This is a genomic window from Kitasatospora sp. NPDC127116 (genome assembly GCF_042677365.1).
GTDB lineage: Bacteria > Actinomycetota > Actinomycetes > Streptomycetales > Streptomycetaceae > Kitasatospora > Kitasatospora lactacystinica.
The window spans coordinates 39572-60635 of sequence record NZ_JBHXTL010000029.1 but is presented as its reverse complement, the minus strand read 5'-3'; the positions used below and the strand labels follow the sequence as shown (position 1 = coordinate 60635).

At 73.5% G+C, this 21064-nt stretch carries 19 protein-coding genes; 13 read left to right on the top strand and 6 right to left on the bottom strand.

From position 1 onward, the window contains the following. The first annotated feature begins 125 nt into the window (after positions 1-125). Positions 126-1067, top strand: coding sequence for an EamA family transporter (locus tag ACFVHV_RS14690; protein ID WP_359909228.1), 942 nt, complete (start codon positions 126-128; stop codon positions 1065-1067). On the opposite strand, the gene ACFVHV_RS14685 is transcribed toward ACFVHV_RS14690, so the two are convergent. Then, positions 982-1503, bottom strand: coding sequence for a MarR family transcriptional regulator (locus tag ACFVHV_RS14685; RefSeq protein WP_359909198.1), 522 nt, complete (start codon positions 1501-1503; stop codon positions 982-984). The two genes, ACFVHV_RS14690 and ACFVHV_RS14685, sit on opposite strands and share 86 nt — an antisense overlap. A gap of 167 nt (positions 1504-1670) precedes the next feature. Here ACFVHV_RS14685 and ACFVHV_RS14680 point away from each other — a divergent pair, with 167 nt between their 5' ends. Beyond that, positions 1671-2006, top strand: a complete 336-nt coding sequence (locus tag ACFVHV_RS14680; RefSeq protein ID WP_359909195.1) for a DUF2218 domain-containing protein — start codon at positions 1671-1673, stop codon at positions 2004-2006. On the opposite strand, the gene ACFVHV_RS14675 is transcribed toward ACFVHV_RS14680, so the two are convergent. Together ACFVHV_RS14675 and gabT are read right to left on the bottom strand one after the other, a co-directional pair. After that, positions 1976-2641, bottom strand: a complete 666-nt coding sequence (locus ACFVHV_RS14675) for a phosphatase PAP2 family protein (protein ID WP_359909192.1) — start codon at positions 2639-2641, stop codon at positions 1976-1978. The genes ACFVHV_RS14680 and ACFVHV_RS14675 overlap by 31 nt on opposite strands. A 481-nt stretch (positions 2642-3122) precedes the next feature. Then, complete coding sequence (gene gabT / locus ACFVHV_RS14670; RefSeq protein WP_359909189.1) at positions 3123-4463, bottom strand: 4-aminobutyrate--2-oxoglutarate transaminase; 1341 nt, start codon at positions 4461-4463, stop codon at positions 3123-3125. A gap of 245 nt (positions 4464-4708) precedes the next feature. On the opposite strand from gabT, the gene ACFVHV_RS14665 reads away from it, so the two are divergent. From ACFVHV_RS14665 to ACFVHV_RS14655, 3 genes are all read left to right on the top strand, one after another. Continuing rightward, positions 4709-6781 (top strand): ATP-binding protein, encoded by a 2073-nt coding sequence (locus tag ACFVHV_RS14665; protein ID WP_380351413.1) that lies wholly within the window; start codon positions 4709-4711, stop codon positions 6779-6781. A 153-nt stretch (positions 6782-6934) separates the two neighbouring features. Next, complete coding sequence (locus ACFVHV_RS14660; RefSeq protein ID WP_380351411.1) at positions 6935-8503, top strand: PucR family transcriptional regulator; 1569 nt, start codon at positions 6935-6937, stop codon at positions 8501-8503. Positions 8504-8745: 242 nt separating this feature from the next. Further along, positions 8746-10188 (top strand): aldehyde dehydrogenase family protein, encoded by a 1443-nt coding sequence (locus ACFVHV_RS14655; protein ID WP_380351410.1) that lies wholly within the window; start codon positions 8746-8748, stop codon positions 10186-10188. A 119-nt stretch (positions 10189-10307) separates the two neighbouring features. Here ACFVHV_RS14655 and ACFVHV_RS14650 read toward each other — a convergent pair whose 3' ends face one another. Then, positions 10308-10976, bottom strand: coding sequence for an NAD(P)-binding oxidoreductase (locus ACFVHV_RS14650; RefSeq protein WP_359909177.1), 669 nt, complete (start codon positions 10974-10976; stop codon positions 10308-10310). Positions 10977-11098: 122 nt separating this feature from the next. Between ACFVHV_RS14650 and dxr the strand changes: the two genes are divergently transcribed. The 5 genes from dxr to ACFVHV_RS14625 all read left to right on the top strand — a co-directional run bounded on the left by dxr (position 11099) and on the right by ACFVHV_RS14625 (position 16748). After that, a complete protein-coding gene (gene dxr, locus ACFVHV_RS14645; RefSeq protein ID WP_380351408.1) occupies positions 11099-12340 on the top strand; it encodes a 1-deoxy-D-xylulose-5-phosphate reductoisomerase in 1242 nt (413 codons plus the stop codon). A 69-nt stretch (positions 12341-12409) separates the two neighbouring features. Further along, the gene (locus tag ACFVHV_RS14640) at positions 12410-13714 is read left to right on the top strand and encodes a M50 family metallopeptidase (RefSeq protein ID WP_359909171.1); all 1305 of its coding nucleotides are present in this window, start codon (positions 12410-12412) and stop codon (positions 13712-13714) included. 143 nt (positions 13715-13857) lie between these two features. Next, positions 13858-15018, top strand: a complete 1161-nt coding sequence (ispG, locus tag ACFVHV_RS14635) for a flavodoxin-dependent (E)-4-hydroxy-3-methylbut-2-enyl-diphosphate synthase (protein ID WP_359909168.1) — start codon at positions 13858-13860, stop codon at positions 15016-15018. Between the two features lie 214 nt (positions 15019-15232). Then, complete coding sequence (locus tag ACFVHV_RS14630; protein WP_380351424.1) at positions 15233-16108, top strand: GNAT family N-acetyltransferase; 876 nt, start codon at positions 15233-15235, stop codon at positions 16106-16108. A gap of 91 nt (positions 16109-16199) precedes the next feature. Next, a complete protein-coding gene (locus tag ACFVHV_RS14625) occupies positions 16200-16748 on the top strand; it encodes a GNAT family N-acetyltransferase (protein ID WP_380351406.1) in 549 nt (182 codons plus the stop codon). A 35-nt stretch (positions 16749-16783) separates the two neighbouring features. Here ACFVHV_RS14625 and ACFVHV_RS14620 read toward each other — a convergent pair whose 3' ends face one another. Continuing rightward, positions 16784-17701, bottom strand: a complete 918-nt coding sequence (locus ACFVHV_RS14620; protein ID WP_380351405.1) for an aminoglycoside phosphotransferase family protein — start codon at positions 17699-17701, stop codon at positions 16784-16786. 98 nt (positions 17702-17799) lie between these two features. After that, a complete protein-coding gene (locus ACFVHV_RS14615; RefSeq protein ID WP_380351404.1) occupies positions 17800-18723 on the bottom strand; it encodes a ferritin-like domain-containing protein in 924 nt (307 codons plus the stop codon). 283 nt (positions 18724-19006) lie between these two features. Here ACFVHV_RS14615 and rimP point away from each other — a divergent pair, with 283 nt between their 5' ends. The 3 genes from rimP to ACFVHV_RS14600 all read left to right on the top strand — a co-directional run bounded on the left by rimP (position 19007) and on the right by ACFVHV_RS14600 (position 20970). After that, entirely contained in the window at positions 19007-19543 is a 537-nt protein-coding gene (rimP, locus tag ACFVHV_RS14610) for a ribosome maturation factor RimP (RefSeq protein WP_359909157.1), read from the top strand. Between the two features lie 55 nt (positions 19544-19598). Next, the gene (nusA, locus tag ACFVHV_RS14605) at positions 19599-20600 is read left to right on the top strand and encodes a transcription termination factor NusA (protein ID WP_359909154.1); all 1002 of its coding nucleotides are present in this window, start codon (positions 19599-19601) and stop codon (positions 20598-20600) included. 127 nt (positions 20601-20727) lie between these two features. After that, on the top strand, positions 20728-20970 hold the full coding sequence (locus ACFVHV_RS14600) for a YlxR family protein (RefSeq protein WP_359909151.1): 243 nt from the start codon (positions 20728-20730) through the stop codon (positions 20968-20970). Positions 20971-21064: the final 94 nt, after the last annotated feature.

The following is a 21064-nucleotide window of genomic DNA, read 5'->3' as shown; positions in this document are numbered from 1 at the left end:
ACACGGTCCGGGGTCGCCATGCTCGACCCATGACCGCGACAACCGCCGCCGCCCCGAGCGGCCGCACCAGCACGGGCAGCACCGGCAGCACGAGTGGCACGAGTGGCAACGGCGGTCCGGGCGGCATGAGCCCGCGCCACATCGCCCTGGCCGTCCTGGTGGCCGCCGTCTGGGGCCTCAACTTCGTCCTGATCCACATCGGCCTGGACAGCTTCCCGCCACTGCTCTTCTGTGCCCTGCGGTTCGCCGCCGTCGCGGTGCCGGCGGTCTTCTTCGTCGGCCCGCCCAGGGTCGCCCGGCGCTGGGTGGTGGCGGTCGGCGTGGTCCTCGGGGTGGTCAAGTTCGGGCTGCTCTTCCTCGGCATGCACGCCGGGATGCCGGCCGGACTCTCCTCCCTGGTGCTCCAGGGGCAGGCCGGCTTCACCGCGCTGTTCGCCGCCCTACTGCTGCGCGAGCGCCCCGGCCGGCAGCGGCTGGCGGGCCTGGCGGTCGCCTTCGCCGGCATCGCGCTGAGCGCCTGGGACCAGGGCGCGGGCGGACCGCTCGGGGCCTTCGCCCTGGTCGTCCTGGCCGCCCTCGCCTGGGGCCTGGCCAACGTGCTGACCCGCAGGGCCGCGCCGCCGGACGCCCTGCGCTGGATGGTCTGGGTCAGCGCCGTCCCGCCGCTGCCGCTGCTGGGCCTGTCCCTGCTGGTCGAGGGGCCCGACGCGGACCTGCGCGCCCTGCGCGGGATCACCCCGGCCGGACTGGGCGCGATCGGCTACGTCGGGCTGGTCTCCACCCTGTTCGGCTTCGTCGCCTGGAGCTTCCTGCTGCGCACCTACGACGCGACCGCCGTCGCGCCCTACTCGCTGCTGGTCCCGGTGTTCGGGATGTCCTCGGCCTGGCTGCTGCTGGGCGAGCGGATCAGCCCGACCGCCGCCGCGGCCGCGCTGCTGGTGATCGCCGGGATCGGGATCACCGCGCTGCGGCCGGGGGCCGCTACCGGCGTGGTGGCCCGGCTTCGAGGAAGCGGGCCTCGGCCGAGCGCAGCACCCGCAGCAGCACCTCCTCGTCGGCGGGGCTGACCTCGCCGAAGTACTCCTGCGCCACCTCGTCCCGGACCTGCCCGATCCGCTCCACCGCCGCCCGGCCGGCCTCGGTCAGCAGGATCCGCACCGCCCGCCGGTCGGCCGGGTCGGGGCTGCGCTCGACCAGGCCGGCCTCCTCCAGCGCGTCGACCACGGTGGTCGCCGAGCGCGGGGCGATGTGCAGCTTGTCGGCGAGGTCGCTCAGCCGCATCGCGTGGTCCGGCGTCTCGCAGCCGGGGACGTGGGCGAGCGTGCGCAGCGCCCGGGCCTGGCCGGGGGTGATGCCGTACGGCTCCAGCCGCCAGCCGGTCTGACGGCGGATCCGCTTGATCGCCCTGGTCATCGCGTCGGCCAGTTCGGCGGCGGTGTCCGGGGTGCCGGACCGGGGGCCGGAGGAGGGGTCCGCCGGTTCGTCGGTCGGCGTGGTGGTCATCGGCGGTCTCCTCGGCTGGCGTCCGCCCAAGGGTAGCCGTCGGTCCGGGGCCCGCGGCCGGCGGCGGAGGGTGATCGCGGAAATATGTTGAGCTTAGCTCAGTATCTGGGTTAGCGTTGCCCCGAGTGAGGGGACCCTAAGTTCCCCTCCCCGACCTTGGAGGACCCATGCCCCGCTCCGAAGCCCGCGTCGCCACCGACCGCCCGGGCCGTTACGCCAAGCAGCTCACCGCCCACATGGGGCGCAAGATCGAGGCCGTCTACTCGGAGGAGACCGGCCGCGGCACGATGGTCTTCGGCGCCGGCACCGCCACCCTGGAGGCACAGCCCGACGCGCTGCTGCTCACCGTCGAGGGCGAGCGCGAGAACCTGCCCGGCCTGGAGGACGTCGTCGGCCGCCACCTGGTCCGCTTCGGCGCCCGCGACGAACTCGTCATCGCATGGCACCGGGACAACGGCGAGCCCGGCCTCGTTCACCGCAACGAAGAGGCCCCCGAGGCCTGACGCCCCCCGGAACCCGGCCGGGGCAGCCACCGGGCGAACGCCCACAGCACCAGGACGGCCAGGCACCAGCTCGCCACCACGTCCAGCAGCCAGTGGAAATCGCTCCACACCAGCCCCGCGCCCACCCCGAGCGACAACAGCACCGCACCCGCCGTCAACCCCCGGACGGCGCGCGGCCCCGCCACCCGGGCCAGCAGCAGCGCCGCCACCCCGTACGCGACCGTCGCGGTCGCGGTGTGCCCGGACGGGTACCAGCCCCACTGGCCCGCCGCCAGCGGCTCCCCGAGCGGACCCGGCCGGGCGAAGGCCGACTTCGCCGGGACCACCAGCAACGGGATCAGCACCGCCGTCAGCGCCGCCACCGGCAGCGGCAGCCACCAGCGCCCGGCCCCGGCCCGGCGCCCGAGCCACGCGGCCAGAGCACCGGCCAGCAGCAGCACCGGGACCGCCGGAACGCTGCTGCCCAGGTCCGACAGGAGGAGACCGAGCCGGTCGAGCAAGGCGTTCGGGAAGTCCCGATGGGCCGAACGGACCGCCCGGCGGACCCAGCGGTCCACGCCGAGCAGCGGCCCCTCCGCCGCGACCTGCCAGGACACCACCACCAGCAGCACCGCCGCGACCACCGGCACCGCCACCGACCGCGCCACCCGGCCCGGAACGGCGGACAGCCGCCCCGGAGCAGGGGGGAGAGCTCCGGGGCGGCTCTGATGATCGCCGTTCCGCGCGCCCCGGGGGGTGTGGGTCGGACGGTCGGTCGATCGGCCTTCGGTGGGCGCCGACCCTCCCGGGCCGGCCTGGTCGTCCTCGTGCGGCACCCGCGCGACCGGCCCCGGAAGGGGCCCCGCGGACGGCCGCGCCAACGGCTGAGGCTCGCTGTCCATCTGCGATGACACTACGTCAACAGCCTTTCCGCGCCGAGCGCCTTCAGCGATTCCGCACATCATCTTCACCCCGCGCCGGGCCACCTCCGGGGCACCCCGTCGATCATGCCCGGACCGCCCGCGCGGCACGCCGGAAACCGAACGGCCCGTGCGGACCAAGAGGTCCCCACGGGCCGTTCAGCGCTGTCCGGACAACCCTCCGGCGGGGGGTTCACGACCTGACGGGCGACACCGCTCAGAGGGCGGCGAACGCACCCTCCAGGATGTCCAGGCCCTCGGTCAGCAGGTGCTCCGGCATGACCAGCGGCGGCAGGAAGCGCAGCACGTTGCCGTAGGTGCCGGCGGTCAGCACGACCAGGCCCTCGGCGTGGCAGGCCTTGGCGATGGCCGCGGTGGCCGCCGCGTTCGGCTCCTTGCCGCCCGGCAGCACCAGCTCGACGGCGATCATCGCACCGCGGCCGCGGACCTCACCGATGATCTCGTACTTCTCCTGCATGGCCCGCAGGCGGCCCAGCATGATCTCGCCGATCCGCTGCGCCTTGCCGTTGAGGTCCAGCTCCTTCATGGTCTCGATGGCGCCCAGTGCGGCGGCGCAGGCCACCGGGTTGCCACCGTAGGTGCCACCCAGACCACCGGTCTGCGCGGCGTCCATGATCTCGGCGCGGCCGGTCAGCGCGGACAGCGGCAGACCGCCGGCGATGCCCTTCGCGGTGGTGATCAGGTCCGGGACGATGCCCTCGTCCTCGCACGCGAACCACTGGCCGGTGCGGCAGAAACCGGTCTGGATCTCGTCCGCGACGAACACGATGCCGTTCGCCTTCGCGAACTCCACGATCGCCGGCAGGAAGCCCTTGGCCGGCTCGATGAAGCCGCCCTCGCCCTGGATCGGCTCGATGATGATCGCGGCGACGTTCTCGGCACCGATCTGCTTGTTGATCGCGTCGATCGCCTGGGCCGCGGCCTCGGCGGCGGCGTTCTCCGCACCGGTCAGCCAGCGGTACGGGTAGGCGACCGGCACCCGGTAGACCTCGGGGGCGAACGGACCGAAGCCCTGCTTGTACGGCATGTTCTTCGCCGTCAGCGCCAGGGTCAGGTTGGTGCGGCCGTGGTAACCGTGGTCGAACACCACGATGGCCTGGCGCTTGGTGTAGGCACGGGCGATCTTCACCGCGTTCTCGACGGCCTCGGAACCCGAGTTGAACAGCGCGGTGCGCTTCTCGTGGTCACCCGGGGTCAGCTCGTTCAGCTGCTCGGCAACCGCCACGTAACCCTCGTACGGGGTCACCATGAAACAGGTGTGCGTGAAGTTGCCCAACTGCTCGGTCGTCCGGGCCACCACGGCCTCGGCGCTGTTGCCGACGTTCGTCACGGCGATGCCGGAACCGAAGTCGATCAGCGAGTTGCCGTCCACGTCCTCCAGCACGCCGCCGTTGGCACGGGACACGTACACCGGCAGGGTGGTGCCGACACCGGCCGCCACCGCACCCAGCTTGCGGGCGTGCAGCTCCTGCGACTTCGGACCGGGGATCGCGGTGACCAGGCGGCGCTCCTGCGGGAGCGGCGTTGCGGCGCTCATGGGGTTTCTCCAGACTTCTCGGCTCGGTGCTTCGCAGGCTACGGCCGCCCTCCCCACCCGGGCACGCGCCACTCGGTAGCAGTGCGCCGTCCGACTTGTCCGGCACGGCCAGCGCGGGCGGCACGACTGCCCGCAGGCCACGCTCCACTACCCTGAGCGCGGGCGTGTCGCCGGTACGGCGGCATGGGTATGGCGGCACCGACGGCGGTCGGGCCGGGCGGGCGGGCGAGGGAGCGGGGCCGTACATGGCACAGGACGGGGCACACCACCACGGCGAGCACACCACCACCAGCCCCCCGAGCCCCTTGCCCCACCAACGCCCCGGCGGGGGCACCGCCCCCTTCGACCTCGCCGCCTGGGCCTGCGCCCCGCGCCCCGACGCCGAACCGGGCGTCTACCGGCTCGGCTACCGTCGCCTCGACCCGGAGCGGGCGGAGGCGGCCAAGGTGGCCACCTGGCCGCTGCTGCTGCGGGCGGGGCTGAATGCGCTGGTGGGGTGGCTGGCTTTCGTCTACGGCGTTGAGTTCGCTACGGACGGGGCGACGGTGATCGGAATACTTCCGTCGAAATCGGCCTTCGTCGCGACCTCGGTGGTCCTCACGCTGAACGTCCTGGTGATGGGCATCGTCATCAAGGTCTTCGGCCGGATGGGCCGCTGGCCCGAGGTGTGGCGCCGCTACGTCACTCCGCTGCTGTCGCGCACGGTGACGCAGGAGCGGCCCGTCGAGGAGGACGCCCCGGGGGCGGCCGAGGGTGTGCGGGGGCAGGATCCGTGGGACGGGCTGCGCCGGGGCGGTGCGGTCGGGGCAGCGGCCCGGCTGGACGGTGAGGCCGTGGGGGACGTCGACTACGTGCGGATCCGGCGTGCCTGGGAGTCCGCCCAGGCGGACCCGGTGTTCGTGCCCGCCTTCGCCGAGCAGGTGGCTTCCCGCGGTGCGGCGGCCTTCGCCCATCCTTCCGAGTCGCGCGAGCTGCCCGGCCGTGCCGAGCGGCACGATCTGCTGCTCGGCCAGGTCCGGCTGGGCACCGCGCAGGACGTCCCGAAGAACCCGTTGGGCCACCGGGCGGCCGGTTTCGCGCTGGACCCGGCGGTGCTGGGCACGTCGCTGCTGGCGGTGGGCCCGGCCGGTACGGGGAAGACGGCGCGGCTGGCCCGGCCGGTGGCGGAGGCGTTGTGCCTGCAGGCGTTGTCGGGTACGGCCTGTGCGGTGGTGGTCGGGGCGGCGGACGCCGATCTCGGCCCGGACGACTGGTACGACGTGGTGATCGCGCCCGGTGATCCGTCCTCGCTGTACGGGCTGGACCTCTACGGCGCCGCACGGGACCCCGACGAGGCGGCCGCCCGGCTGGCCGAGGCGTTGCTGCCGGACGAGCTGACCGCCCGCGCGGAGCACGCCCGGACCGTGTTGCAGCAGGTGGTGGGCCCGTTCCACGCGGCGTACGGCCGCTACCCGGGGGTGCGGGAGCTGCGGGCGCTGCTGGCGGGTGAGCCGGATGTGCTGGCGCCCCTGGTGAAGGCGCTCGGGGTGGTCGGCCGGCTGGCCGTCCACGAGCGGGACCTGGAGCACCGGGAGCGGCAGCGCGACCGGGCGGACGACCCCGGGGCGCTGCTGGCGGACCGGCTGGCGCTGTTGGAGCGGCCCGCCTTCGACGGGGCCTTCGCGACCGACGGAACCGGTCGGCCCCCGTTCGCGATGCGGGTGCTGGACCATCCGCTGCGGGTGCGGGTGAAGTTGCCCGAGCGGAGTCACCCGGAGGCGGCGCGGATGCTGTCCCGGCTGGTGGTGGGGCAGTTCGTGCAGGCGGCCGGGGCCCGCGAGGACCGTTCGCTGTTCGCGGGCCTGGTGGTGGACGACGCCTCGGCGGCGCTGGACGCCACCGCGGTGCGCGGCCTGCAGCGGATGCGCGGGGCGAACGCGGGCGCGGTGCTGTTGCTGCGGACGCTGGTGGACCTGCCGGAGGCGCTGCGGGCTCCGCTGTTCGGCGCGGTCGGCTGCCGGATGGCGTTCCCGGGGATCGCGCCGTGGGACGGGAAGCTGTTCTCGGAGGCCTGGGGGACGCACCTGGTGCAGGAGACCGCGGTCACCCACACCCCCGACACCTCCGGTGGGGTGATACGGCGGGCCGGGCGGGTCGGGCGGAAGGCGTTGTCGGGGACGACGGCGCAGACGGAGTCGGTGACGACGCGGGATGTGGAGCGGCTGCGGTGGTCGCCGTCGGATCTGGCGCACGCGCTGCCGGCGGGGCATGCGGTGGTGTCGTTGACGGCGGTGTCGGGGGAGCAGGTGCCGCCGTTGCTGGTGGATCTCCGGGGTTGACGGCGGGCTGCCGGGGAAGTCGCCTTCGAGGTGGATTCGGCAGTGCGGGTTGTCCGGGGCGTCCATAATGAAGGGGAGAGACCCTCACCAGTCCCACGTCCCTCTCCTCGCCCGGCCGCAACGGCGCGGTCAGGTCGATCCTTCGAAGGTGCCATGCCCCCCACACTCGCCTCCGTCGTCCGTAACACGTCGCTCCATCTGACGGTTCTCGCCGGTGCGGATCACCTGGAACGTCCGGTCCGCTGGGTGCACACCAGTGAGCTGGACGATCCGACGCCGTTCCTGGAGGGTGGCGAGCTGCTGCTCACCACCGGTATCAAGCTGGGCCGTACGGCGGCGCAGTTGCAGGCGTATGTGCACCGGTTGGCCGACGCGGGGGTGGTCGGGCTGGGGCTGGGGGTGGGGTTGTCGCACACGGAGGTGCCGCAGCCGCTGGTGGAGGCGGCGGCGCAGCGGGGGCTGCCGCTGTTGCGGGTGCCGGAGCCGACGCCGTTCATCGCGATCAGCAAGGTGGTGTCGGCGGCGCTGGCCGCGGAGCAGTACGAGGCGGTGACGACCAGCTTCGAGGCGCAGGAGGAGCTGACCCGGGCGGCGCTCGGCAAGGACGGTACGACGGCGGTGGTGCGTCGGCTGGCGGCCCGGCTGGGTGGTTGGGCGGCGCTGTACGACGGGTCGGGCGCGTTGTCGGTGGTGGCGCCGGACTGGGCGGCGCGCCGGGCGGGGCGGCTGGCGGCGGAGGTGGACCGGCTGCGTCGGCGGCCGGCGCCGTCGAGTGCGGCGTTGCAGGGGCGCGCGCCGGGGATAGACACGGCGGACGAGGACTACGTGGTGGTCCAGTCGCTGGGGGCGGACCGGCGGGCCCGGGGCTTCCTGGCGGTCGGGACCGAGGACCGGATCACGCCGACCGAGCGGTATGTGCTGAACGCGGCGGTGGCGTTGCTGACCCTCACCCTGGAGCGGTCGCGGGAGCTGCGGCAGGCCGAGGAGCGGATGGGCGCGGCGCTGCTGCGGATGGTGCTGGCCGGTGAGGTGGCGACGGCCCGCCAGGTGGCGGTGGGGTTGTTCGGGGGGCTGCCGGAGGGGACGATACGGGTTCTGGTGGCCGGGGCGGGGCCGGCGAACGCGGATGCCGCGGAGGCGCTCGGGGAGCTGGGCGACCGGGCCGAGCAGGCGGGCGCCCGGGTGGGGGAGAAGCTGCTGGTGGCGCGGGAGGACGGTGCGCACGGGCAGCGGCTGATGGTGCTGGCGTTGGACAACGGCGCGGTGCACCGGGCTTGTCTGGGCACGGTGGAGGAGCACGAGGGCCTGTCGTTGGGTGTCTCGGCGCCGGCCGCGCTGGAGGAGGCCGGGACGGCGCACGCGCAGGCCGAGCGGGCGTTGGCGGTGGCGTTGCGCGGCGGCCGCCGGTCGGTGGACCACGAGGAGGTCGGCGCGGGGTCGCTGCTGCCGCTGCTGGGCGAGGACGCGGTGACGGCCTTCGCGGAGGGGTTGCTGCGGCCGTTGCGGGAGCACGACCGGACGGCCCGCGGGGATCTGGTGGCGTCGTTGCGGGCGTGGTTGTCCCGGCACGGCCAGTGGGACGCGGCGGCGGCGGACCTGGGGGTGCACCGGCACACGCTGCGCTACCGGATGCGCCGGGTCGAGGAGCTGCTTGGGCGCTCGCTGGACGACACGGACGTGCGGATGGAGCTGTGGCTGGCGCTGCGTTCCGGCGAGGAGTGACGTACGGGGTGGCACGGGCGGTTCACGCGGCGGACGAGGCGGGCGGCTCACGCGGCGGGCGGCGGGCGGCGGACGAGGCTCCGGCGGGACGCGGACCGCGCCCCGGTAGGACGTGGTGGAGTGGCCCCGGGGGCGAACGCTCCTAGTCGGCCAATCCGGTCGGCGCGCCGCCCCGCCTACCCTCAAATCCGGGTCCCACGTCCGTGGGCCGTAGGACAGACGAGGAGAGGGCCGGTACCACGGTGACCACCACGTACGATTTCTGGCTCGCCGGCCGCCGGGCGAGCGGTGACGCCGACTTCGAGGTGCACAACAGCTGGGACGGCCGTCTGGTCGGCAGGGTGAGCATCCCGACCGAGGCCCAGGTCGAGGAGGCGCTGGACGCCGCCGTCGCCGCGCTGCCGGTGTTCGCCGCGACTCCGGCGCACCAGCGTGCCGCCGCCCTGGACCACGTGGCCAAGCGGCTGGCCGAGCGCACCGAGGAGCTCGCCCAGCTGGTCAGCGCCGAGAACGGCAAGCCGATCAAGTGGGCCCGCGGTGAGATCGGCCGTGCGGTGTCGGTCTTCCGCTGGGCCGCCGAGGAGGCGCGTCGCACCAACGGCGAGACCATGCGCCTGGACACCGACCCGGGCGGCGTGGGCCGCTTCGCGGTGGTGCGCCGTTTCCCGCGCGGCGTGGTGCTCGGGATCGCCCCGTTCAACTTCCCGCTGAACCTGGTCGCCCACAAGGTCGCCCCGGCGATCGCGGTCGGTGCCCCGATCATCCTGAAGCCGGCTCCGTCGACCCCGCTGTCGGCGATGGTGCTGGGCGAGATCCTGGCCGAGACCGACCTGCCGGTCGGCTCCTGGTCGATCCTGACCGTGCCGAACGACCGGATGCCGGCCCTGGTGCAGGACGAGCGCCTGCCGGTGATCTCCTTCACCGGTTCGGACAAGGTCGGCTACCAGATCATGGACTCGGTGCCGCGCAAGCACTGCACCCTGGAGCTCGGCGGCAACGCCGCGGCCGTGGTGCTCGCCGACTGGTCCTCGGAGGCCGACCTGGACTGGGCGGCCACCCGGATCGCGATGTTCGCGAACTACCAGGGCGGCCAGTCGTGCATCTCGGTGCAGCGGGTGATCGCCGACGCCTCGGTGTACGACGCGCTGGTGGAGAAGGTCGTCGCGAAGGTCAAGGCGCAGGTCACCGGTGACCCGGGCGACGACGCGACCGACGTCGGCCCGCTGATCGACGAGAACGCCGCGAAGCGCGTCGAGTCCTGGGTCGAGGACGCGGTCGCCAAGGGCGCCAAGGTGCTCACCGGCGGCTCCCGCGAGGGTGCGACCTACGCCCCAACCGTGCTGGCCGACCTGCCCGGGGACGCCATCCTGGCCAAGGCCGAGGTGTTCGGCCCGGTGCTGTCGCTGCACAAGGTGGACGGCGTGGACGAGGCCTTCGCGGCGGTCAACGACTCCGCGTTCGGCCTCCAGGCGGGTGTGTTCACCCACGACCTGCAGACCGCCTTCCGCGCCCACCGGGAGCTGGAGGTCGGCGGTGTGATCATCGGCGACGCGCCGTCCTACCGCGCCGACCAGATGCCGTACGGCGGCGTCAAGGACTCCGGTGTCGGCCGTGAGGGCGTCAAGTACGCGATGGACGACTACACCGTCGAGAAGGTCATGGTCCTGACCGGCCTCGACCTCTGAGCGACGTCGTGGCAGTGCCGTAGCGCTGCGGTGGGAGGGCCCGGTTCGCCGAACCGGGCCCTCCCGGCGTTTCGCGTCCCCGCGCGGGCCCTCCCGGCGTTTCGCGTCCCCGCGCGGGCTCAGCCGTCGTGCCCGGCGGCCGCGGCGACGGCCTCCTCGACGGCGACGTTCCCGGAGACCAGTTCCAGGGTCAGTCCGGCGGTGCCGGGCTCGTGCAGCAGGGCGGCCAGGACGGCGGCGACGTCGGCCCGGTCGACCGCGCCGCGGTCGACCGAGGGGGCGAGCCGGACCAGGCCGGTGCCGGGGCCGTCGGTGAGCCGCCCGGGGCGCAGCACGGTCCAGTCCAGGCCGGTGCGGGCCCGGACGGCGTCGTCGGCGGCGCCCTTGGCCCGCAGGTAGGTCTCGAAGACCTCGTCGGCGGGGTGGTGCGCCGCGGCGTCGGCGGCCATCGCCGAGACCATCAGGTACCGGCGGATCCCGGCGAGTTCGGCGGCGTCGGCGAGCAGTACGGCGGCGTCCCGGTCCACGGTGTTCTTGCGGGCGGCGCCGCTGCCCGGTCCGGCGCCGGCGGCGAAGACGACCGCGTCGGCGCCGGTCAGCAGTCCGGCGAGCTGCGTGGCGGTGGCGGCCTCCAGGTCGAGCAGCAGTGGTTCGGCGCCGGCGTCGACGAGGTCCCGGGCCTGTTCGGGGCGGCGGATGATGCCGGCCGGGCGTTCGCCGCGGGCGGCGAGCAGCCGTTCCAGTCGGAGCGCGATCTGTCCGTGGCCCCCGGCGATGACGGTACGCATGGTTCCGACGGTAGCCCGGGACGGGCCGGGCGGCCCGGGGAGGTCCGGGGAAGTCCGGGGCGGTGCCGCGGACAGGACACAAGAGGTCCGGGGCGGTGCCGCGGACAGGACACAATGGGCGCATGACTTCGCTCGCCCACCCGCAGCTGCGCTTCACGCCCACCGTGGCGGACCCCTCCGGCCCCCGGGAGCTGGTGATCCTGGGTTCCACCGGTTCGATCGGCACCCAGGCGATCGATGTGGTGCTCCGCAACCCGGACCGCTTCCGGGTGGTCGCGCTGTCGGCGGCGGGCGGCCGGGTGGAGCTGCTCGCCGAGCAGGCGGTGCGGTTGGGCGTGCACACCGTGGCGGTGGCCGATCCGGCGGCCGAGCCGGCGCTGCGCGAGGCGCTGGCCGCGAAGGCGGCGGGCGGTCCGCTGCCGACCGTGCTGGTGGGTCCGGACGCGGCGACCGAGCTGGCCGCCCTGGAGTGCCACTCGGTGCTGAACGGCATCACCGGTTCGATCGGCCTGCGGCCGACGCTGGCCGCGCTGGAGGCGGGCCGGGTGCTGGTGCTGGCCAACAAGGAGTCGCTGATCGTCGGCGGTCCGCTGGTGAGGGCGGTGGCGAAGCCGGGCCAGATCGTGCCGGTGGACTCCGAGCACGCCGCGCTGTTCCAGGCGCTGGCCGGCGGGACCCGGGCCGAGGTGCGCAAGCTGGTGGTCACCGCCAGCGGCGGCCCGTTCCGCAACCGCACCCGGGAGCAGTTGGCCGGGGTGACCCCGCAGGACGCGCTGGCGCACCCGACCTGGTCGATGGGCCCGGTCGTCACGATCAACTCGGCCACCCTGGTGAACAAGGGCCTGGAGGTGATCGAGGCGCACCTGCTGTACGACGTGCCGTTCGACCGGATCGAGGTCGTCGTCCATCCGCAGTCGGTGGTGCACTCGATGGTGGAGTTCACCGACGGTTCGACCCTGGCCCAGGCGAGCCCGCCGGACATGCGGATGCCGATCGCGCTGGGCCTGGGCTGGCCGGACCGGGTGCCGGACGCCGCTCCCGCCTGCGACTGGACCAGGGCCGCCACGTGGGAGTTCTTCCCGTTGGACGACGAGGCCTTCCCGGCGGTCGAGCTGGCCCGCGAGGTGGGTGCCCTGGGCGCCACCTTCCCGGCGGTCTTCAACGCGGCGAACGAGGAGTGCGTGGAGGCATTTCTGAAGGGCCGCCTCGCTTTCACGGGAATCGTGGACACTGTTGCCAAGGTCGTGGCCGAGCACGGTCAGCGGGACGGCGCCGCGGCGGCGGGAACTTCCCTGACGGTGGAGGACGTCCTGCACGCGGAGGACTGGGCGCGCGCCCGGGCCCGCGAGCTGGCGGCCGGCTGACGGTCGGCCAATGGCCCCGATTGCGGTAGGACGAGACGATGAGCGGAGCGGCATGACGGAGGACCAACGGTGGCAACGGTTTTGACGGTGGTCGGCATCCTGGTCTTCGTCATCGGGCTGCTCATCTCGATCGCCTGGCACGAACTCGGCCACCTCTCCACGGCCAAGCTGTTCGGCATCCGGGTGCCGCAGTACATGGTCGGCTTCGGCCCGACCCTCTGGTCGCGCCGGAAGGGCGAGACCGAGTACGGCATCAAGGCGATCCCGTTCGGCGGGTACATCCGGATGATCGGGATGTTCCCGCCGGGCGAGGACGGCCGGATCACCAAGCGCAGCAGTTCGCCCTGGCGAACCATGATCGAGGACGCCCGCGAGGCCTCCTACGAGGAGATCCAGGAGGGTGACGAGAGCCGGCTCTTCTACACCCGCAAGCCCTGGAAGCGCATGATCGTCATGTTCGCCGGTCCGTTCATGAACCTGATCCTGGCGTTCGGGCTCTTCCTGACCGTCATGATGGGCTTCGGCGTCAACATGAGCGTGCCGACGGTCAGCTCGGTCGAGAAGTGCGTGGTCAAGGTCGGCCAGCCCCGGGACACCTGCCCGGAGGGCGCCCCGCAGACCCCGGCCGCCCAGGCCGGGCTCAGGGCGGGCGACCGGATCCTCTCCTTCGACGGCGACCGGATCCACAGCTACGACCAGCTCCAGGCGGACATCCGCGAGTCGGCCGGCCGGACCGTGCCGGTCGTGGTCGAGCGGGCCGGGGAGCAGCTCACCCTCAACCCGACCATCGCGGTCAACGACGTCCAGAAGTACGACGGCAACGGCGTCCCGCTCAAGGGCCAGAGCGTCCAGGCCGGGTTCCTCGGATTCACTCCCGCGAGTGGTGTGGTCCGGCTGGGATTCGGGCAGTCGGTCGACCGGATGTACGACATGACCGAGAACGGGGTGAAGTCGCTGATCGCGTTGCCGGGCAAGATCCCGGGGCTGTGGAACGCGGTCGTCGGCGACGCCCCGCGCGATCCGGACTCGCCGATCGGCATGGTCGGCGCCGCCCGGGTCAGCGGCGAGGTCTTCTCGCTCGACATCCCCGGCACCCAGCGGATCGCGTTCTTCGTGAACCTGCTGGCCGGCATCAACCTGTCGCTCTTCCTCTTCAACATGCTGCCGCTGCTCCCGCTGGACGGCGGGCACATCGCCGGCGCGGCCTGGGAAGCGGTCCGGCGCCGGTTCGCACAGCTGTTCCGGCGGCCCGACCCGGGCCCCTTCGACGTCGCCAAGCTGATGCCGGTGGCGTACGTGGTGGCCAGCATCTTCATCGGCTTCACCCTGCTGGTGATGGTCGCCGACCTGGTGAACCCGGTGAAGATCAGTTAGGGCGTTCGGGTACCACGGGTGTGCTGGGCGCCATGACGGTGCCGTACCGTGGAGGCCGGGTGCGCGATCGTCAGCGCGCCCGGCCTCGGCCGTGTCACGGCCGGGCGGTCGACCACACCTCTACCCCGGGGAACCCTGCGCACATGACCGCGATCTCGCTCGGTATTCCGTCCCTGCCGCTCAAGCCGCTGGCCAAGCGCCGTTACTCCCGGCAGATCATGGTCGGCAACGTGCCGGTCGGCGGCGACGCGCCGGTCTCGGTGCAGTCGATGACCACCACCGTGACCTCGGACATCAACGCCACGCTGCAGCAGATCGCCCAGCTCACCGCGTCCGGCTGCCAGATCGTCCGGGTCGCCGTGCCCTCGCAGGACGACGCCGACGCGCTGCCGATCATCGCCAGGAAGTCGCAGATCCCGGTCATCGCGGACATCCACTTCCAGCCCAAGTACGTCTTCGCGGCGATCGACGCCGGCTGCGCGGCGGTGCGCGTGAACCCGGGCAACATCAAGGCCTTCGACGACAAGGTCGGCGAGATCGCCAAGGCCGCCAAGGACGCGGGCGTCCCGATCCGGATCGGCGTCAACGCCGGCTCGCTGGACAAGCGGCTGATGGAGAAGTACGGCCGGGCCACCCCGGAGGCGCTGGTCGAGTCGGCGCTGTGGGAGTGCTCGCTGTTCGAGGAGCACGACTTCCGCGACATCAAGATCTCGGTCAAGCACAACGACCCGGTCGTGATGATCAACGCCTACCGCCAGCTCGCCGCCGCGTGCGACTACCCGCTGCACCTCGGCGTGACCGAGGCCGGGCCGGCCTTCCAAGGCACCATCAAGTCGGCGGTCGCCTTCGGCGCGCTGCTGGCCGAGGGCATCGGCGACACCATCCGGGTCTCCCTCTCCGCCCCGCCGGCCGAGGAGATCAAGGTCGGCAACCAGATCCTGGAGTCGCTCGGACTGCGCGAGCGCGGCCTGGAGATCGTCTCCTGCCCGTCCTGCGGACGCGCCCAGGTGGACGTCTACAAGCTCGCGGAGGAGGTCACCGCCGGGCTGGAGGGCATGGAGGTGCCGCTGCGGGTGGCCGTCATGGGCTGCGTCGTGAACGGTCCGGGCGAGGCCCGCGAGGCCGACCTCGGGGTCGCCTCCGGCAACGGCAAGGGGCAGATCTTCGTCAAGGGCGAGGTCATCAAGACCGTTCCGGAGTCGAAGATCGTCGAGACCCTGATCGAGGAGGCGCTCAAGCTCGCCGAGCAGATGCAGGCGGCGGGCGTCGAGGCGGGTGCGCCGACGGTGGTCGCCGGGGAGTGACCCCCGCGCGGCTTGTGCGGGAGCGGACCCCGCGTAGCTTGTTCTGACAGCCGTAGGTTGTCCTGACCGTACGGGAGCACCCGTGCGGTGCATTCCGGAAGCGGGGCCGTCCGTTCGCGGACGGCCCCGCGGCCGTAGCCGGGTGGGGCCACGGAGTAGGGTGCGGCCAGAGTCGTCTCAGTGAGGTGCTGTCTCGATGCTCGATCGAGGTGTGATGCTCCCGAGCTCCTTCCAGGCCGCCCGGGCCCTGGCCACCACCCGCGTGCTGGAGCCGCCGGACCTCCCGGACGCCCTGGAGGTCCTCCACCGCGACCCGGTCGCCAACGCGTTCGTCGCCACCAGGGTCGAGGCCGTCGGGCTGGACCCGTGGCGGCTCGGCGGGGAGCTGTGGGGCTGGTACGACGGGGACGGCGTGCTGGACGCGCTCTGCTACGCCGGGGCGAACCTGGTCCTCGTCGACGCCGGGTCGGAGGCGGTCGCGGCGTTCGCGGAGCGGGCCCGCCGGCAGGGGCGGCGCTGCTCCTCGATCGTCGGGCCGGCGGCGGCCACGGCGGCCTTCTGGGCGCTGCTGGAGCGCAGTTGGGGGCCGGCCCGGGACGTGCGGGCGCACCAGCCGCTGTTGGCGACCTCGGTGCCGTCGGCGGAGATCGCGCCGGATCCGCTGGTGCGCAGGGTGCGGCGCGACGAGGCCGAGGCGCTGATGCCGGCCTGCGTGGCGATGTTCACCGAGGAGGTGGGGGTGTCGCCGCTGGCGGGGGACGGCGGGCTCCTCTACCAGGCCCGGGTGGCCGAACTCGTGTCCGCCGGGCGGTCGTTCGCGCGGTTCGGGGAGGACGGGCAGGTCGTCTTCAAGGCGGAGATCGGGGCGGTGACGGAGGGGGCCTGTCAGATCCAGGGGGTCTGGGTCGCTCCGGAGCACCGGGGGCAGGGGCTCTCCGAGACCGGGATGGCGGCGGTCCTGGACGTCGCGTTGCGGGAGGTGGCGCCGGTGGCGTCGCTGTACGTCAACGACTTCAACCTGCGGGCCCGGGCCGCGTACCGGCGGGTGGGGTTCCGGGAGGTCGGGGCGTTCATGAGCGTGCTGTTCTGAGGGGGAGGCCCGGGCGGGGCGGGCGCGGTGCGCGAGGTGCTGTTGGGATCTTCGGCCGCGCCGCAGGGCCACGGGTAGTAACGTCCGGAGCATGGATCAGCTGACCGGGGTGACGATCGAGGCCATCGACCTTGCGGCCTGGGCGCCGCAGGCGCTGGAGGTCCAGGCGGTGGCGTTCGGGCTGACGCCCGAGGAGGTCGCGGTACGGCTGCACATCGTGGGGCGGCACGCCCAGCAGCCGGGGGTGATCGCGCTGGGGGCGATGAGCGGGGGGCAGCTGGTCGGGTTCGGGTACGGGATGCCCAACCAGCGGGAGCACTGGTGGAGCACGGTGATCGAGCCCTACCTGTCCGCCCGCGGCTACGGGGACTGGCTGGACAGGGTCTTCGCCGTCACCGAGCTGCACGTGCTGCCGGAGTTCCAGGGGCAGGGGGTCGGCTCGCGGATCATCCGGACCCTGTGCGAGGCGTCGGGCCTGGACCGGAGCATCCTCTCGGCGATCGACGCGGAGACGCCGGCGCGGCGGCTGTACCGGGCGTTGGGGTACCAGGACCTGGCGCGGGCGGTGCGGTTCCCGGCGACGGACCGGCTGTACGCGGTGATGGGGGCCCGGCTGCCCCTGCGGGGAACCGGGGCCTAGCAGCCCAAGTGCCTTTGGCCTCAAGGGCCTTGGGGTCAGAGGGAGTCGGCGAATTCGAGGTGTAGCTCGGCGTCCTCGCGGCGGTCCGCGGCGAGGGCGCGGAGGGCGAGGTCGACGGCCCGGAAGAGGGTCCAGCCGCGCAGGCGCTCCCGGTCGACCTCGAGGGACTCGGCGAGCCGGCCCAGACGGCGGCGGACGGCCGCGGGGGCGCCGGGGGAGCCGAGCAGGGTGTCGGCGCGGTCCAGGGCGAGACGGGCCAGGTCGTAGGCGCGCTCGCCGGCCAGCGGGCTCGGGTCGACGGCCAGCCAGGGGGCCCGGTCGGCGGCCAGGACGTTGCCGTGGTGGAAGTCGCCGTGCAGGAGGAAGGACTCGTCGGCGGAGTCGGCCAGGCTCCGGGCGGTGTCCAGGGCCCCGGCGATCAGCTGCCGCGCTTCGGCCGCGGCGGGGTGGGGGTGTTCCGCGAGGCGGGCGGCGGCGGCGATCCGCTGGGCGGCGGCGGGGAAGGGGTGGCCCTCGGGGAGCTCCGTCCAGAGTCGGTGCAGCAGGCTGGTGGCCTCCAGCGCGGCCTTGGGCTCGGCGAGGGAACGCAGCGGGATCTCGCCGTGGAGGCGTTCGAGCAGGAGGACCCCCTCGGCGGGGACGGCGTCGAGCAGGAGGACGGCTCCGCGGCCCGCCCAGTGGGCGAGGGCGGTGTGCTCCTGGGCGGTCTCGGGGGTGGGCAGGCCGATCTTGAGGACGGCGGGGGAGAGGTCGTCGCGGTGGACGTACGCGACGAGGCTGAGGCTGCCGCCGGGGTCGAGGATCCGTTCGAGCGTGAGGTTCCAGGCGGCGAGGTGGGTGGCGGCCTTCGCGGGGAGGTCGGCCAGCCATTGGCGGCCGGCCTCGCCGTGGGTGGCGGTGACGGTGTTCGTCAGCCAGGTGGGGACGGTGATGGTGGGTTCGGCTCCCGACATGGGTCCATTGTCGGGGTTTGGGAGGGCGGGGGCGCTCGGGAGGGTGCCGGCTTCCGGGCGGGAGGCGGGAGGCGGGAGGCGGGCGCGGGGGCTCAGGGTCAGCCGGGGGTGCCGGGGAAGGGGGTGGCGGGGGCGCCCCAGTGGTGGGCGCGCAGGGTGGCTTCGCGGAGGGCGGTGGCGGCGAGGAGGCGGTAGGGGGCGGGGACGGCGGGGACCAGGTCGGCGTAGGCGGTGGTCAGGCGGGTCTCCAGGTGGACGGCGAGCTTGGCGGCGTCGGTGGGGGAGGTGACGGGGAAGGGGAGCCGGTAGCCGCCGGCGGCGGGGGTGGGGGCGGCGGTGAGGGTGCCGAGGAGGCGTTGCCAGGCGTCGCGCTGGGCCTGGTGGGCGGCGTGGGTGGTGCGGGCGTCCGCGCGTTGGGGGTCGTCGGGGAAGTGGGCGCCGACGACGCCGTAGCCGTAGACGGCGGCGTGTTCGGCGCCGAGGGCGGCCTGGAGGACGGGGACGGCGGCGGCTCTGCCGGCGGGGGTGCCTTCGGTGACGGCGTCGGGCGTCAGGACGGGGGTGGTGTCGCCGAGGGCCGCGGCGTGCAGGGCGTTGGAGGCGGAGACGGAGGCGAGCAGCCGGGCCAGGGGCGGGCCGACCTCGTCGAGGTCGTGGAGGTGGGCCTCGGCGGTCCGGTGCTCCATGAGGGCCAGCTCGGGGAGGGTGGGGAGGGAGCGGTACGGGGTGCTGGTGGGGGAGGGGCTCGCGCTCGGCAGGCCCTGGACGAGGGCGGCGCGGTGCTGGACGGTGTCGTCGCGCAGGGGCTGGAGCAGGGCGGTCCGGGCGCCCGGGACGGTGAGCAGGTTGTCGTAGGCGCCGAGCAGGAGGTCGGTGGCGGCGATCGCGCGCAGTCGGACCGGGGTGTCCGGGTCGCGGGGCGGGGCGGGGTCGGCGTGCCGGTCGCCGACGGAGGCGGTGCAGGCGGTGAGGGTGGTGAGCAGTCCGAGGGCCAGGAGGGTCCGTCGGCTGGGCGGCTGCATCGGGGGCGCTCCGGGCGGGTACGGGAGGACGGCCTCCCCGCCAGCCCTCGTTGGCGTGAATGATTACAGAATCCCCACGTTCCCGGGTCCGGTTCGGGGATGCCGGGCCGGGTGTGAGGTTGCTCGCAGTGGGTGGTGTGCGGGCGGCCGGGGGAGGTCAGGAATCGGTGGTTGGGGGCTTGACCGGATAGGCTTTGGGCCGAGCTGCCGTGATTCCGGTGTGGCACCGGGGGTGCGCGGCGACCTTCTGACAACAGCAGACGCGGCCGAGGAGTCCACCCGGATGAGCACCACCCACACCGACCGGCTGCGAGCGTTGCTGGAGCCGCTGGCCGAGCAGGCCGGACTGGACCTGGAGGACGTCAGGGTCACTCGGGCGGGCAGCCGCCGGCAGGTGCAGATCGACGTCGACACCGACGGCGGTGTGGACATGGACGCCATCGCCGAGTTCAGCCGGGTGGTCGGTGAGGCCCTGGACGAGTCGGACCTGATGGGGGACGACGCGTACCTGCTGGAGGTCGGCTCGCCGGGTGCGGAGCGTCCGCTGGTCCTGCCCCGGCACTGGCAGCGCGCCGAGGGTCGGCTGGCCAGGATCCACCTGGTGGACGGCGGGGAGATCGTCGCCCGGGTGCTGGAGGCCGACGAGGACGGCGCACTGGTCGAGGTGCAGCCGGTGAAGGGGCGCGGCCGTCCGAAGGAGCGCCGTCTGGCGTACGCGGAGGTGACCCGGGCGCGCGTCCAGGTCGAGTTCAACCGCAAGGACGACGAGCTCCTGGACGAGGCCGCGGACTTCGACGAGGGGGAGGACGGCGCCGAGTGACCCCCGGGTGCCGTACGACCATGACGAACGTGACGAAAGACGAGGAGGCGTAGCCGTGGACATCGACATGAGTGCCCTGCGCACGCTGGTCAACGAGAAGAACATCCCTTTCGACCTGCTGGTCGAGTCCATCGAGTCCGCCCTCCTCACCGCGTACCACCGCACCGAGGGCTCGCGCCGCCGGGCCCGGGTGAACCTGGACCGCAAGAGCGGCCACGTCACCGTGTGGGCCATGGAGGACCCGGCGGAGCTGGACGAGGGCGTCGAGCCGAAGGAGTTCGACGACACCCCGAACGGCTTCGGCCGGATCGCGTCCAGCATCGGCATCCAGGTGATGATGCAGCGCCTGCGCGACGCCGCCGACGACCAGACCTTCGGTGAGTACGCGGGCAAGGAGGGCGACATCGTCACCGGTGTCGTCCAGCAGGGCAACGACCCGAAGAACGTGCTGGTCGACATCGGCAAGCTGGAGGCCATCCTGCCGCCGCAGGAGCAGGTCCCGGGCGAGGACTACCGGCACGGCACCCGGCTGAAGTGCTACGTGGTGGCCGTGCGCCGGGGTGTGCGCGGTGCTTCGGTGACGCTGTCGCGCACCCACCCGAGCCTGGTGAAGAAGCTGTTCGCGCTGGAGGTCCCGGAGATCGCGGACGGCAGCGTGGAGATCGCGGCGATCGCCCGTGAGGCCGGCCACCGGACCAAGATCGCGGTCTGGTCGCGCCGCCAGGGCCTGAACGCCAAGGGCGCCTGCATCGGCCCGATGGGCTCCCGGGTGCGCGCGGTGATGGGCGAGTTGCACGGCGAGAAGATCGACATCGTCGACTGGTCCGAGGACCCCCGGGAGATGGTGGCCGCCGCCCTGTCGCCCGCGCGGGTGACCAGCGTGGAGATCGTGGACGCCGCCCAGCGCTCCGCCCGGGTGATCGTGCCGGACTACCAGCTGTCGCTGGCGATCGGCAAGGAGGGGCAGAACGCCCGCCTGGCCGCGCGCCTGACCGGCTGGCGGATCGACATCCGTCCGGACACCGAGGGCCAGGCCGAGGAAGCGCAGGCCCGGTAATCAGTGTCGTCGTCGGCGTCCCCGCCGGTCCTCCGGATTCGGCGGGGCGGCGCCATGTCGCTTCGGAGGGGTAGACTTGCCTTCGTCTGGCCGGACGCATGTCCGAGCACGCCCGGAACGCACCTGCGTGGGCTGCCGCAAGCGCGCGGCCAAGCACCAGCTGTTGCGTGTCACGGCGGTCGAGGGCGAGTGCGTCCCTGATCCCCGTGGCGCACTCCCGGGCCGGGGCGCTCATCTGCACCCCGATCCGACCTGCCTCGACCTCGCGGTCCGCCGTCGGGCGTTCCCCCGGGCCTTCCGGCTCCAGGGCGCGCTCGACACCGAGCGGCTCCGCGGGTTCATCGGGGAGCGGGCGGGCGAAGCCTCGTAGCAGGGCCGCCTCCCGCGACGGCCGCCGCTCGCGCGGCGGAGAACCACCGCAACAAGCACAGCGCTCGGGAAGCCGCGCGCCGTGCACCAGTCAG